This window comes from Klebsiella oxytoca NBRC 105695 (genome assembly GCF_001598695.1).
In the GTDB taxonomy this organism is placed as follows: Bacteria; Pseudomonadota; Gammaproteobacteria; order Enterobacterales; family Enterobacteriaceae; genus Klebsiella; species Klebsiella oxytoca.
Genome location: NZ_BCZK01000026.1, coordinates 1 through 12,824, shown reverse-complemented (window position 1 = coordinate 12,824; position 12,824 = coordinate 1). Strand labels below are relative to the sequence as shown.

Genomic DNA, 12,824 nt, shown 5'->3' with positions numbered 1-12,824 from the left:
TATTCAAATCAGTGACGGCCGAAAACGGGGCGTTTACGGTCAAAAGTCCATCCGGGGATCAGGTACTGCATTGGGCCTGCGTCATTACGCGCGCCGCCGGGCAGCTTTTTATAAGCCTCATGCGCTTTCTGCACCTGCTCCCAGTCCAGCTCGACGCCGAGTCCAGGCGCGTCCGGAACAGCAATTTTTCCGTGCTTAATCTCCAGCGGATTCTTGGTCAGGCGGCAATCTCCCTCCTGCCAAATCCAGTGGGTATCGATGGCCGTGGGGTTGCCCGGCGCCGCTGCGCCGACGTGGGTGAACATGGCCAGTGAAATATCAAAGTGGTTATTGGAATGGCAGCCCCAGGTCAGGCCCCAGTCATCGCACAGCTGCGCCACGCGCACCGCGCCGGAAAGGGTCCAGAAGTGCGGATCGGCCAGCGGAATATCCACGGCATTCAGCATCACCGCGTGGCCCATTTCGCGCCAGTTAGTGGCGATCATATTGGTTGCCACCGGCAGACCGGTGGCGCGGCGAAACTCCGCCATCACTTCACGGCCAGAAAAGCCCTGTTCGGCGCCGCAGGGGTCTTCCGCGTAGGTCAGCACCTCGTTCAGCCCTTTACACAGGGCGATGGCTTCATCCAGCAGCCAGGCGCCGTTGGGATCAACCGTAATACGCGCATCGGGAAAACGCTTTTTCAACGCGCGGGCGGTTTCGATCTCCTGCTCGCCGGGCAGCACGCCGCCTTTCAGTTTAAAATCTTTAAAGCCGTAGCGGTCCTGTGAGGCCTCCGCCAGGCGCACCACCGCCTCGCTGTTCAGCGCTTCCTGATGGCGTAGACGATACCACTCATGGTTGCCCGGCGTGCTTTCCAGATAGGGCAGATCGGTTTTGGTGCGATCGCCCACGTAGAACAGATAGCCCAGCACGGTCACCTCATCGCGCTGCTTGCCCGGCCCCAGCAGCTCGCAAACCGGCACGTTGAGCGCCTTGCCCAGCAGATCCAGCAGCGCAGCCTCCAGCGCCGCCACCGCGTTCACCCGCAGCTCGAATGTCCAGGCGCCTTTACCAAAAGTATCAAAGTCCGCGGCCTGGTTGCCTTTATGCACCTGCTGAACCACTTTGTTCAGGCGGGCGACTTCCTGGCCTAATACCGTCGGGATGGCATCCACCAGCGTCTGATAAATCACTTCGCCGCCCGGTGCTTCGCCGACCCCGGTATTGCCGGCGTTATCGGTCAGCACCACAATATTGCGGGTAAAGTACGCATTATGCGCGCCGCCGATGTTAAGCAGCATACTGTCCTGCCCGGCCACCGGGATAACCTTCATATCGGTGATAATAGGGCTCGATTGCGTTGTCATGATGATTTTCCTGCGACAGGTTTCAGTTCGATACGTTTAATATCGCCCACCAGTACCAGATAGCTCAGCACCGCCACCAGCGCATGAACGCCCACATAAATCAGCGCGCCGTTAAACGAACCGGTGGTGCCAACGATGTAGCCGATAGCAATGGGCGTCACGATACCGGAGATATTGCCGAACATGTTGAACAGACCGCCGCTCAGGCCGCTGATCTCTTTCGGCGCCGTATCCGCCATAACCGCCCAGCCCAGCGCACCGATGCCTTTACCGAAGAAGGCCAGCGCCATGAAGCCGATAATCATCCACTCCACGTTGACGTAGTTACAGAACACCATCACCATCGACAGCAGCATCCCCATGACGATAGGCGTTTTACGTGCGATGTTCAGCGAGCCGGTACGACGCATCAGCCAGTCGGAAATAATCCCGCCGAGAACCCCGCCCGCGAAACCGCAGATCGCCGGAACCGACGCGACAAAACCGGCCTTCAGGATCGACATGCCGCGCGCCTGCACCAGATAAACCGGGAACCAGGTGATAAAGAAATAGGTCAAAGCGTTAATGCAGTACTGGCCGATATAGACGCCAATCATCATGCGAGAACCCAGCAGCTGCTTGATTTGCCCCCATTTTACGCTAAACGGCACCTTAGCTTTGGCCGCCGCCTGATCCATATTGATCAGCGCGCCGCCTGCGGCGATGTAATCGAGCTCTTTTTGGTTTACACCCGGATGCTGGTTAGGTTCATGAATCACCTTCAGCCAGACAAAGCTGATGATAATGCCGAGACCGCCCATAAAGAAGAACACGTGCGACCAGCCCACCTCATGCGTCAGCCAACCCATGATCGGCGCAAAAATAACGGTGGCAAAATATTGCGCGGAGTTAAAGATAGCCACCGCCGTGCCCCTCTCCTGCGCCGGGAACCACGCCGCGACGATCCGGCTGTTGCCGGGGAAGGAAGGCGCTTCGGCCAGGCCGACAAGAAAACGCAGGGTGAACAGCGCGACGATAATGCCGAAGCCGCTAAAAATATCGACGAAACCCTGCAGCAGGGTAAACATGGACCAGATAAAAATGGACCAGAAGTAGACGCGTTTAGAACCGAAGCGGTCAAGCAGCCAGCCGCCCGGGATCTGGCCGATCACGTAGGCCCAGGAGAACGCGGAAAAGACGTAGCCCATGCCAACGGCATCAAGACCAATATCTTTGGCCATCTCCGAACCGGCAATGGATAAGGTGGCGCGGTCGCCGTAGTTGAAGGATGTGACGATAAACAACATCACCACTATCCAGTAGCGAGCATTGGTGCGCTTTTCCGCGCCGCCTGCCGCCTGACTTAATGAACTCATTGTTGCACTCCTGAATCATAGCGTTAGCTACGTTCATTCTGAACAGCACAACCTGTAGGGTACTCAGAATGACGTGTTAGTGTTTTTCATAATTTTCGTTATATCTGGCACTGCATTTTTAACTGGCAGGAAAAGTATAAAAAGAGGGGCTGACGGGCTCACCGTGCAAATACACAGCTTTCGCCGCCTGAGTAAATCTGATTTATGGCTTATGCCTAATGAGATGGGGGATGGTTCACGGAAATGAAAAGCCGCGCCCGTTCATAGACGCAAAGCGCGGTGCAAAAGACAGGAGTGTGAATCAACTCTCTTGACCCCGTGAAATAGCCCGGTAAAGACCATGGCATTACACAGGTTTTAAGGCAAATGCCCGAAGCCGTGCGCCTGAAGAATTGCTACGATGATTTTGGCCGTTTATCTGGCCACTGGCATTTAACATCAGTAAAGAAAGGGGCGCCCTCTAGTGTAGGGAGAGGGCGAAACTTTTAGGAGCTGTGCCGCCAGGGTATTAGCCAAACAGTCTGAGCACCGCCCGAGGGCAAAATGGCAAACAAAATAGCCCTGATGGAATTAGGTTGTTAATCAAGCAGCGACGCCCACTGCGCTACCCATGGGTTAGCAACGCTTTCAGGTTCCGGATCTTCGCTGGCATCGATCGTCAGCATATCGCCAACGCGCGTGCCGCCCTGTTCCTGCAATAACGCATCAAACTTCAAACCGCCGCCGCAGAAGTTAGCGTAGGTGCTATCGCCCAGGGCAATAATTCCATAGCGCAAATGCGGCTGATACATATCTTTGATGCCTTCGTATAAAGGCACAATGCTGTCCGGTAAATCGCCCTGCCCGGTGGTCGATGTCACCACCAGCGCATATTTTCCGGTATACGACTCCCAGTCTTTGACTTCGGGATCTTCAAAGACTTTCGCCTGATGCCCCAGTCCGCTCAAAATAGCCTGCGCCTCTTCGGCGACCAGGAGCGAATTTCCATACATCGTACCGACAAAAATTCCGACTTCTGCCATGACTATCTCCCTGAAGTGACCTGTATCTCTTCATCCTGACCGCAGTCGTCGGCAAACTCAACCCTTTCATTTAACGGGAGAAGGCCGCGCCAGCCAAACTGCGACAGCGCGCGCATCCAGACGTCGTCAAGGCCAGCGCGAATAACCAGCGGTACACCGGTAAAAGGATGCGTTAACGATAGCTGGCTGGCATGAAGCATTAGCCGATCGCAGCCAAAGTGTTCGGCCGCGCTGCGATTCTGCCGCAGATCGCCGTGTTTACTGTCGCCGATAATCGGATGGCGAAGATGGGCAAGATGACGGCGCAGCTGGTGCTTACGTCCGGTTTTCGGTTCCAGCTCCACCAGGCTATAGCGGGTGGTAGGATAACGTCCGGTCGCCACCGGCATTTCTATCGTCGCCAGGCCGCGATAATGGGTGACCGCCGGCTGCGGATCTTTATTTTCGCGGGCGAACTTATCGGCAATTTTATCCAGCTCCTCAACCAGAGGATAATCAAGCTCCGCTTCTTCGCTCAACCAGCCGCGGGCTATCGCATGATAGCGTTTCTGCATTTGATGCTGCTCGAACTGCTGCGACAACAGTCTTCCCGCTTCGCTCGACAGTCCCATTAGCAGCACGCCGGAAGTCGGCCTGTCGAGGCGGTGAGCGGTGAACACGTGCTGGCCTATCTGGTCGCGCACGGTCTGCATCACCACCACTTTTTCATCACGATCCAGCCAGCTACGATGCACCAGCCAGCCCGAAGGCTTGTTCACCGCTACCAGCCACGGGTCCTGATATAAAATCTCCAGCATCAGGCGTCGCCGCCGGCAAACAGCGCATCCAGCAGAAGCAGCTCGGTAAGCACCCGCTCGCGCACGGGATGAGCATTATCCAGGGCCATCTCATAGTAGGGGGCAACGGCGAAATTTTGCGGCAGCGGCATGCCGCTTTCCAGAAGCTGATGCATGCGCGGTATTAATACCCACTGCAGCCATTCAAGCGGCTCCATGGTGTCGAGGCAAAACGGCTGTTCGCTGGCAAACGCGCGGCTGTCGGGAGCGCTATCCTGCCAGTGTTCCGTTTCGCGCAGCAGCGCTTCAATGGCGAGCAGGCGCTCGCGCACGCGATGGTCAAGAGTCATGGGAAACCTCGATGAGTTGAAAACCGGCGCAGAATAGCAAATTCAGAAGAGAAATAAAAAAAGGGAGCACTGTATAAACAGTGCTCCCGGTTCGTTTTGCAGCAATCCAGCTACATTGGTGCTCCCTGCTCGTCCTTGAAAACTTTTCCTGAGGTCTCCTGACCATGTTCATCCGTAAACTGTTGCATCCTGCTTTCACACCACCCCGATGTGAAATAACTCATCCGTAAGTCTATCCCGATCTTCCTGATCCACCGGGCATCCTGACCGGCTCTCTTTCTCCTTCCTGGAGGTGTCCTTTACGCAATCCTACGCTATCCTGTGCTTCATCCTGAAGCCTGTCCTTGCGACGCCGTCCTGGCGGGTCCTCTCGAAGCGTCATCATCCTGATGTTCACTTCATTTATCGACTCCCTGTCGACGTGTATAGAATCCCTGATTCCGCCCCGTCTTACAACCCTTGTTAAGACAATATCTTAAGATTTATCGTCTTCATGATGAATCATAAAACCATTAACCATTTGAAATTAATGTATTTTATTGAAATAGTATTTGCAGGGGATCGCCTCAAATGATGACGATCTCTTACAGGTCTTGTAAGAGATCTCTCACAAAAGCTCAGGAACTTTAGATTACAGAACGGGCTTAAGGGAATTAAGGAAACTCGCAAGCGAGGGAGAAAGGGTCGTACGTTTACGGGTCCCGAGCGTTTCTTTGATCACTTCGCCGCTCATATTACAGACCGAAATGACGTCCAGTTCGCTGTCCAGCGTGGCGATAAACAGCGTGGGAGACAGCTTCAAACGCTTTTGTACCAGCAGATGGCCAATCAGATTTTCCTGCACCCGCTGGAAGTCGTCCGGACTCCAGGTTTGCAGCAGCGTCATGCTCTCATCGGCAAAACGTGCCTGCATATCGCCGGCAAACTGAGTGGTATAATAAGCATGAAGCGGTTGTTGTACCACAATCTCCAGCGCCCGTTCAACCGCGTTAATGTTTTGTTCTAAAGAAAACGGCTGCGGCTGCCAGAAAACGCCATCATCATCCGTGGCGCTGATGCACGGCGACGGAATGCCGTAAAGCTCTTCGCTACGCGGCAGGCTGGAGCGCTGCTGCTGCCACGCCTCACAATAACGTTGGGTAAATGCTTGTAGCGCTTCTGCGGTTTGCTGATCCACCGGTTTCTCTCTTCACGTTAGACAGGATACACTTGGCATATAGTGTAACCGCTTTAACTATGGTGAAACATGTCTTCTTACGATAACCACCAGGCGCTCGCCGGCCTGACGCTCGGTAAATCAACCGATTACCGCGATACTTACGACGCCAGCCTGCTTCAGGGCGTACCGCGCAGCCTGAACCGCGATCCGCTGGGCCTGCACGCCGATAGCCTGCCGTTTCACGGCGCCGATATCTGGACGCTGTATGAACTCTCCTGGCTGAATGCGAAAGGCCTGCCGCAGGTTGCCGTGGGCCACGTTGAGCTCAGCGACACGACCGTGAATCTGGTGGAATCAAAAAGCTTTAAGCTCTATCTCAATAGCTTTAACCAGACGCGTTTTGCCGACTGGCAGGAGGTCGAGGCGACGCTGGCGCGCGATCTCAGCGCCTGTGCGCAAGGGGAAGTCAAGGTGTCGCTGTATCGCCTCGATGAACTCGAAGGCCAGCCGGTGGCGCATCTGCACGGCACCTGTATTGACGATCAGGATATTGAAATTGATAACTATCAGTTCAGCGCTGATTACCTGCAGGATGCCGCTGGCGGTAAAGTAGTTGAAGAGACGCTGGTCAGCCATTTACTGAAATCCAACTGCCTGATTACCCACCAGCCCGACTGGGGTTCGGTACAGATCCGCTATCGCGGGGCAAAAATCGATCGCGAAAAGCTGCTGCGCTATCTGGTTTCGTTCCGCCATCACAACGAATTCCACGAACAGTGCGTAGAGCGCATCTTCAGCGATATTCAGCGTTTCTGCCAGCCGGAAGCCCTTTCCGTTTATGCGCGCTATACGCGGCGCGGCGGCCTGGACATCAACCCGTGGCGCAGCAACACCGATTTTGTTCCGGCCATCGGCCGCCTCGCTCGCCAATAGTAAACATTTTCACAATTTGCGTGCGTTAACCCGCGCGCAAGGTTGTGAAAACGCCATCAGCAGGGCTATTGTAATCACAGGAAGACGATAATCGTCCTGTAAGGAGTTCACTTGATTACACATGTTAGCCCGCTTGGTTCAATGGATATGCTGTCGCAGCTGGAAGTGGATATGCTTAAACGCACCGCCAGCAGTGACCTGTATCAACTCTTTCGTAACTGCTCGCTTGCTGTGCTCAACTCGGGGAGCCTGACCGATAACAGCAAGGAGCTCCTGTCTCGTTTTGAAAACTTCGATATTAACGTGCTGCGTCGCGAACGCGGCGTGAAGCTGGAACTGATTAACCCGCCGGAAGATGCTTTCGTTGACGGGCGTATTATCCGTTCCCTGCAGGCCAACCTGTTTGCCGTACTGCGCGATATCCTGTTTGTCTACGGCCAGATCCATAACACCGTCCGCTTCCCGAATCTCGATCTTGAAAGCTCGGTGCATATCACCAACCTGGTGTTCTCTATTTTGCGCAACGCCCGCGCCCTGCACGTCGGCGAAGCGCCAAATATGATTGTCTGCTGGGGCGGCCACTCGATTAACGAAAACGAATATCTCTACGCTCGCCGCGTCGGCACTCAGCTGGGCCTGCGTGAGCTGAATATCTGTACCGGCTGCGGGCCGGGCGCCATGGAAGCGCCGATGAAAGGCGCAGCCGTCGGCCACGCGCAGCAGCGCTACAGAGACAGCCGCTTTATCGGCATGACCGAGCCGTCCATTATCGCCGCCGAGCCGCCTAACCCGCTGGTCAACGAGCTGATCATCATGCCGGATATCGAGAAACGTCTGGAAGCCTTCGTGCGCATCGCTCACGGCATTATCATCTTCCCGGGCGGCGTAGGTACAGCGGAAGAGCTGCTCTATCTGCTGGGCATTTTGATGCATCCGTCGAACAAGTCGCAGGTTCTGCCGCTGATTCTTACCGGGCCAAAAGAGAGCGCCGATTATTTCCGCGTGCTGGATGAGTTTATCGTCCATACGCTGGGCGAATCCGCCCGTCGCCACTATCGCATTATCGTTGACGACGCCGCTGAAGTAGCCCGCCAGATGAAAAAAGCAATGCCGATGGTGAAAGAGAATCGTCGCGAGACCGGCGATGCTTACAGCTTCAACTGGTCGATGCGCATTGCTCCGGATCTGCAGATGCCGTTCGATCCTACCCATGAGAATATGGCCAATCTCAAACTCTATCCGGACCAGCCGGTAGAAGTGCTGGCAGCGGATCTCCGCCGCGCCTTCTCCGGTATCGTCGCTGGTAACGTCAAAGAGGTGGGCATCCAGGCTATCGAAAAATTCGGTCCGTATAAAATTCACGGCGACCCGGCAATGATGCGCCGCATGGACGATCTGCTGCAGGGCTTCGTCGCTCAGCATCGTATGAAGCTGCCGGGCGGCACCGCCTATATCCCCTGCTACGAAATCTGTTCCTGAGTTCTCTTCTGTTCTTCTCCCGGGCAGCGGTTCGCGCTCTGCCCGGGCAACGCTTCCTCGCCAGGCCACAGTACTGCTGCCTCGCTCATCACTCAGCGCGTATTATTTCCAAATGATTCATTTACTTTGTGAATTTTCCAGATGCATTTTTACAAAGCCAATCGTTTGCGTTTCCAAATACAGCAATAAATATCACCAGGAAAAACGCCTTTTAACGTAAAAATGTCGATAACATCGCATTTTTACAGTAAAAACCTCGTTATTACGTCACACCACTATTATCTCATATGCTGAAAATGATAGCCTCCGCGCCACAATTCTCTGGCTGATCACCAGAAACAGGCTGTTGGACTAAAAATACGCACATTAAAAGTGGATTATTGCATTTGGGATCGCGATCACTGATGCATTCACCATATAAATGTATCTTCCCGCACCAATTGTTACGGAGAAAATGCCTAAAAAACCGTACACAAACGAATTTCATATTATTTAGTCGTTTTTTTTCATTAGATTTTGTTGCTTCCTCCAGGAGATACAGATGGAAACCACTCAAACCAGCACCATCGTTACGGATGCTACCCGTAGCGGTTGGCGTAAGACGGACACCATGTGGATGCTGGGCCTGTACGGCACGGCTATCGGCGCGGGCGTACTGTTCCTGCCGATCAACGCCGGCGTCGGCGGTATGATCCCGCTGATCATCATGGCGATTCTGGCCTTTCCGATGACCTTCTTCGCCCACCGCGGAATGACCCGTTTCGTGCTGTCCGGTAAGAACCCGGGCGAAGACATCACCGAAGTCGTCGAGGAGCACTTCGGCGTCGGCGCAGGTAAACTGATTACCCTGCTTTACTTTTTCGCCATCTACCCGATTCTGCTGGTATACAGCGTGGCGATCACCAATACCGTCGAAAGCTTTATGGCGCACCAGTTGCACATAACGCCGCCGCCGCGCGCCATTCTTTCCCTGATTCTGATTGTCGGCATGATGACTATCGTGCGCTTCGGCGAGCAGATGATCGTCAAAGCGATGAGCGTGCTGGTATTCCCGTTCGTGGTCGCGCTGATGATTCTGGCTCTGTACCTGATCCCGCAGTGGAACGGCGCGGCGCTGGAAACCCTCTCCCTGAGTAGCGCTACCGCCACCGGCAACGGCCTGTGGATGACCCTGTGGCTGGCAATACCGGTGATGGTATTCTCTTTTAACCACTCGCCGATCATCTCCTCCTTCGCCGTTGCTAAACGCGAAGAGTACGGCGAAGGCGCTGAGAAAAAATGCTCCAGCATTCTGGCCCGCGCGCACATTATGATGGTGCTGACCGTTATGTTCTTCGTCTTCAGCTGCGTACTGAGCCTCTCCCCGGCGGATCTGGCGGCGGCAAAAGAGCAGAACATCTCGATTCTGTCTTACCTGGCGAACCACTTTAACGCGCCAATCATCGCCTGGATGGCGCCGATCATCGCGATGATCGCCATCACTAAATCCTTCCTCGGCCACTATCTGGGCGCTCGCGAAGGCTTTAACGGCATGGTGATTAAATCCCTGCGCGGTAAAGGCAAGTCCATCGAAATCAACAAACTGAACAAAATCACTGCCCTGTTCATGCTGGTCACCACCTGGATTGTGGCAACGCTGAACCCAAGCATCCTCGGGATGATCGAAACCCTGGGCGGCCCGATCATTGCGATGATTCTGTTCCTGATGCCGATGTACGCCATTCAGAAAGTCCCGGCTATGCGCAAATACAGCGGCCACGTCAGCAACGTTTTCGTGGTGATTATGGGCCTGATTGCTATCTCCGCGATTTTCTACTCTCTGTTTAGCTAATATCCCCGCGCCGCCTGACGGCGGCGCTCCCGACAGCACTGGATGCATCATGATCAGCGTATTCGATATTTTTAAAATCGGCATTGGCCCTTCCAGCTCCCACACCGTTGGACCGATGAAAGCGGGCAAACAATTCACGGACGATCTTATTGAGCGCGGGCTGCTCTCCGAGGTGACCAAAGTCATCGTCGATGTCTACGGCTCCCTTTCCCTGACCGGTAAAGGCCACCATACCGACATCGCGATTATTATGGGCCTGGCGGGCAACCTGCCGGATACCGTCGACATTGACGCTATCCCCAGTTTTATCCAGGACGTCAACACCCATGGCCGCCTGATGCTGGCAAACGGCCAGCAGGAAGTGGCGTTCCCGGTCGATCAGTGCATGAATTTCCATGCCGACAATCTGTCGCTGCATGAGAACGGCATGCGAATTACCGCCCTCGCCGGCGACCAGGTTCTCTACAGCCAGACGTACTACTCCATCGGCGGCGGGTTTATCGTCGACGAAGCGCATTTCGGCGTCACCCGCGAAGCGCCGGTCACCGTACCTTTTCCGTATAAAAACGCCGCCGACCTCCAGCGCCACTGCCGTGAAAGCGGGCTGTCGCTTTCCGGTCTGATGATGCAAAACGAGCTGGCGCTGCACAGTAAAGAAGCGCTGGAACAGCACTTTGCCGCCGTCTGGGAAGTGATGAGCAGCGGCATTGAGCGCGGCATCACCACCGAGGGCGTTCTGCCGGGCAAGCTGCGGGTTCCCCGCCGCGCCGCCGCGCTGCGCCGGATGCTGGTAAGCCAGGACAACACCAGCAGCGACCCGATGGCGGTCGTTGACTGGATTAATATGTTCGCCCTGGCGGTTAACGAAGAGAACGCCGCCGGCGGACGCGTCGTGACCGCACCAACCAACGGCGCCTGCGGCATCGTGCCCGCGGTACTGGCCTACTACGACAAATTTATCCGCAAAGTGAACGCCAACTCGCTGGCGCGCTATATGCTGGTCGCCAGCGCCATTGGCTCACTTTATAAGATGAACGCCTCGATTTCCGGCGCCGAAGTGGGCTGCCAGGGCGAAGTCGGCGTTGCCTGCTCGATGGCCGCAGCCGGACTGGCGGAACTGCTGGGCGGCAGCCCGGGCCAGGTGTGCATCGCCGCCGAAATCGGTATGGAGCATAACCTCGGTCTGACCTGCGACCCGGTCGCCGGTCAGGTGCAGGTGCCGTGCATCGAGCGTAACGCTATCGCTGCGGTTAAAGCGGTCAACGCCGCGCGCATGGCGCTGCGCCGCACCAGCGAGCCGCGGGTGTGCCTCGATAAAGTCATCGAGACCATGTACGAAACGGGCAAAGATATGAACGCCAAATATCGTGAAACCTCACGCGGCGGCCTGGCCATGAAGATTGTCGCCTGCGATTAACGCCCCCTCCCGGTATGCTGCGGCATGCCGGGTTTCCTTCCCCTGCCCTCCCCCTTCATTTATGTTATATAAATGATAATTTAGTTATTTATTAGTTATAAAGACGATTTGTTACCTTACGGTAAACCGCTCAAGGAGAACAAATCATGCTCAGACTGTCTCGTCCGGCGCTGCTGCTCATGCTGGCTGGCGTATCCGCTTCCGCGCTGGCGAAAACGCCGGAAACCGTCAATATCGGCTATCAGAAAGCCAATATCTTCGCGCTGCTGAAATATCGCGGCACCCTCGATGAAACGTTTAAAAAGCAGGGCATCGCCGTGCGCTGGATTGAATTCCCCGCCGGGCCGCAAATGCTGGAAGGGCTAAACGTAGGCAGCATCGACCTCGCCGCAACCGGCGATGCGCCGCCGGCCTTTGCCCAGGCGGCGCAGGCAGATCTGGTCTACTTAGCCCACTCGCCGGCGAATCCAAAAACCGAGGCCATCGTAGTGGCGGAAAACTCGGCGATTAAGAGCGTGGCCGACCTTAAGGGCAAGCGCGTGGGGCTTAACAAAGGCTCCGACGTAAACTACCTGCTGGTGGCTGCGCTGGAGAAAGCCGGATTAAGCTATAAAGATATCACTCCGGTCTATTTGCCGCCTGCCGACGCCCGCGCCGCCTTCCAGCGCGGCGCGATTGACGCATGGGTTATCTGGGATCCGTTCCTCGCCGAGGTGGAAACAAACGCCAAAGCCCGACAGATCCGCAATGCCGAAGGGCTGGTACCGCACTATACCTTCTACCTGGCCAGCCGCAAATTTGCCGACGCTTATCCTGAAACCGCGAAGCAGGTGGTCGATGAACTGGGTAAACTGAGCGAATGGGCCAACAGCCATCAGGACGATGCCGCCGGGATCCTCTCGGCTTCTACCGGGCTGGATAAGGCTATCTGGCTGAAGACGCTGGCGCGCCTGCCCTATGGCGCCGAGCGGATGACGCCTGCAGTCTATAACGAGCAGCAGGCGCTGGCGGACACTTTCACCCGCATCGGTCTGCTACCGGTGAAGGTGGACGTCCGCAGCGCGACCTGGTCGCTGGATAAGCAGTAAGCTTTCCCTTCCCGGGTCCGGCGCCAGCGCCTTACCCGGGCTATCGATCCGCAGACATCGGTGGA

11 protein-coding genes are annotated in these 12,824 nt (G+C 55.6%); 5 read left to right on the top strand and 6 right to left on the bottom strand.

All coding sequences use genetic code 11. From position 1 onward, the window contains the following. Window positions 1-8 precede the first annotated feature (8 nt). The 6 genes from KO1_RS26070 to syd all read right to left on the bottom strand — a co-directional run bounded on the left by KO1_RS26070 (window position 9) and on the right by syd (window position 6,029). Entirely contained in the window at window positions 9-1,349 is a 1,341-nt protein-coding gene (locus KO1_RS26070; protein ID WP_004105029.1) for an enolase C-terminal domain-like protein, read from the bottom strand. Further along, window positions 1,346-2,704, bottom strand: a complete 1,359-nt coding sequence (gudP, locus tag KO1_RS26065) for a galactarate/glucarate/glycerate transporter GudP (RefSeq protein WP_004105031.1) — start codon at window positions 2,702-2,704, stop codon at window positions 1,346-1,348. The genes KO1_RS26070 and gudP overlap by 4 nt, the downstream gene beginning before the upstream one ends. Window positions 2,705-3,282: 578 nt before the next feature. Then, on the bottom strand, window positions 3,283-3,726 hold the full coding sequence (locus KO1_RS26060; RefSeq protein ID WP_004105033.1) for a flavodoxin: 444 nt from the start codon (window positions 3,724-3,726) through the stop codon (window positions 3,283-3,285). 2 nt (window positions 3,727-3,728) lie between these two features. After that, window positions 3,729-4,523, bottom strand: a complete 795-nt coding sequence (truC, locus tag KO1_RS26055; protein ID WP_016807600.1) for a tRNA pseudouridine(65) synthase TruC — start codon at window positions 4,521-4,523, stop codon at window positions 3,729-3,731. Continuing rightward, window positions 4,523-4,852: a YqcC family protein gene (locus KO1_RS26050; protein WP_017145474.1), complete on the bottom strand. Its 330-nt coding sequence runs from the start codon at window positions 4,850-4,852 to the stop codon at window positions 4,523-4,525. The genes truC and KO1_RS26050 overlap by 1 nt, the downstream gene beginning before the upstream one ends. Window positions 4,853-5,483: 631 nt before the next feature. After that, window positions 5,484-6,029 carry a SecY-interacting protein gene (gene syd, locus KO1_RS26045; protein WP_004105039.1) on the bottom strand — a complete coding sequence of 182 codons (546 nt, stop codon included), beginning with the start codon at window positions 6,027-6,029 and terminating at the stop codon, window positions 5,484-5,486. Between the two features lie 69 nt (window positions 6,030-6,098). On the opposite strand from syd, the gene queF reads away from it, so the two are divergent. The 5 genes from queF to KO1_RS26020 all read left to right on the top strand — a co-directional run bounded on the left by queF (window position 6,099) and on the right by KO1_RS26020 (window position 12,759). Next, entirely contained in the window at window positions 6,099-6,944 is an 846-nt protein-coding gene (queF, locus tag KO1_RS26040) for an NADPH-dependent 7-cyano-7-deazaguanine reductase QueF (RefSeq protein WP_004114939.1), read from the top strand. Between the two features lie 111 nt (window positions 6,945-7,055). Further along, on the top strand, window positions 7,056-8,423 hold the full coding sequence (ppnN, locus tag KO1_RS26035; protein WP_004105045.1) for a nucleotide 5'-monophosphate nucleosidase PpnN: 1,368 nt from the start codon (window positions 7,056-7,058) through the stop codon (window positions 8,421-8,423). A gap of 541 nt (window positions 8,424-8,964) precedes the next feature. Further along, window positions 8,965-10,254, top strand: a complete 1,290-nt coding sequence (locus KO1_RS26030; RefSeq protein WP_004105047.1) for an HAAAP family serine/threonine permease — start codon at window positions 8,965-8,967, stop codon at window positions 10,252-10,254. 49 nt (window positions 10,255-10,303) lie between these two features. Beyond that, window positions 10,304-11,671, top strand: a complete 1,368-nt coding sequence (locus KO1_RS26025; protein WP_024274633.1) for an L-serine ammonia-lyase — start codon at window positions 10,304-10,306, stop codon at window positions 11,669-11,671. Window positions 11,672-11,817: 146 nt separating this feature from the next. Next, window positions 11,818-12,759 carry an aliphatic sulfonate ABC transporter substrate-binding protein gene (locus KO1_RS26020; RefSeq protein WP_004105052.1) on the top strand — a complete coding sequence of 314 codons (942 nt, stop codon included), beginning with the start codon at window positions 11,818-11,820 and terminating at the stop codon, window positions 12,757-12,759. Window positions 12,760-12,824: the final 65 nt, after the last annotated feature.

Excerpts from the sequence above, each read along its gene's own strand:
- KO1_RS26025 (WP_024274633.1), top strand. The coding sequence starts at position 10,304 with ATGATCAGCGTATTCGATATTTTTAAAATCGGCATTGGCCCTTCCAGC.
- gudP (WP_004105031.1), bottom strand. The coding sequence starts at position 2,704 with ATGAGTTCATTAAGTCAGGCGGCAGGCGGCGCGGAAAAGCGCACCAAT.
- KO1_RS26070 (WP_004105029.1), bottom strand. The coding sequence starts at position 1,349 with ATGACAACGCAATCGAGCCCTATTATCACCGATATGAAGGTTATCCCG.
- truC (WP_016807600.1), bottom strand. The coding sequence starts at position 4,523 with ATGCTGGAGATTTTATATCAGGACCCGTGGCTGGTAGCGGTGAACAAG.
- KO1_RS26050 (WP_017145474.1), bottom strand. The coding sequence starts at position 4,852 with ATGACTCTTGACCATCGCGTGCGCGAGCGCCTGCTCGCCATTGAAGCG.
- queF (WP_004114939.1), top strand. The coding sequence starts at position 6,099 with ATGTCTTCTTACGATAACCACCAGGCGCTCGCCGGCCTGACGCTCGGT.
- KO1_RS26060 (WP_004105033.1), bottom strand. The coding sequence starts at position 3,726 with ATGGCAGAAGTCGGAATTTTTGTCGGTACGATGTATGGAAATTCGCTC.
- KO1_RS26030 (WP_004105047.1), top strand. The coding sequence starts at position 8,965 with ATGGAAACCACTCAAACCAGCACCATCGTTACGGATGCTACCCGTAGC.
- KO1_RS26020 (WP_004105052.1), top strand. The coding sequence starts at position 11,818 with ATGCTCAGACTGTCTCGTCCGGCGCTGCTGCTCATGCTGGCTGGCGTA.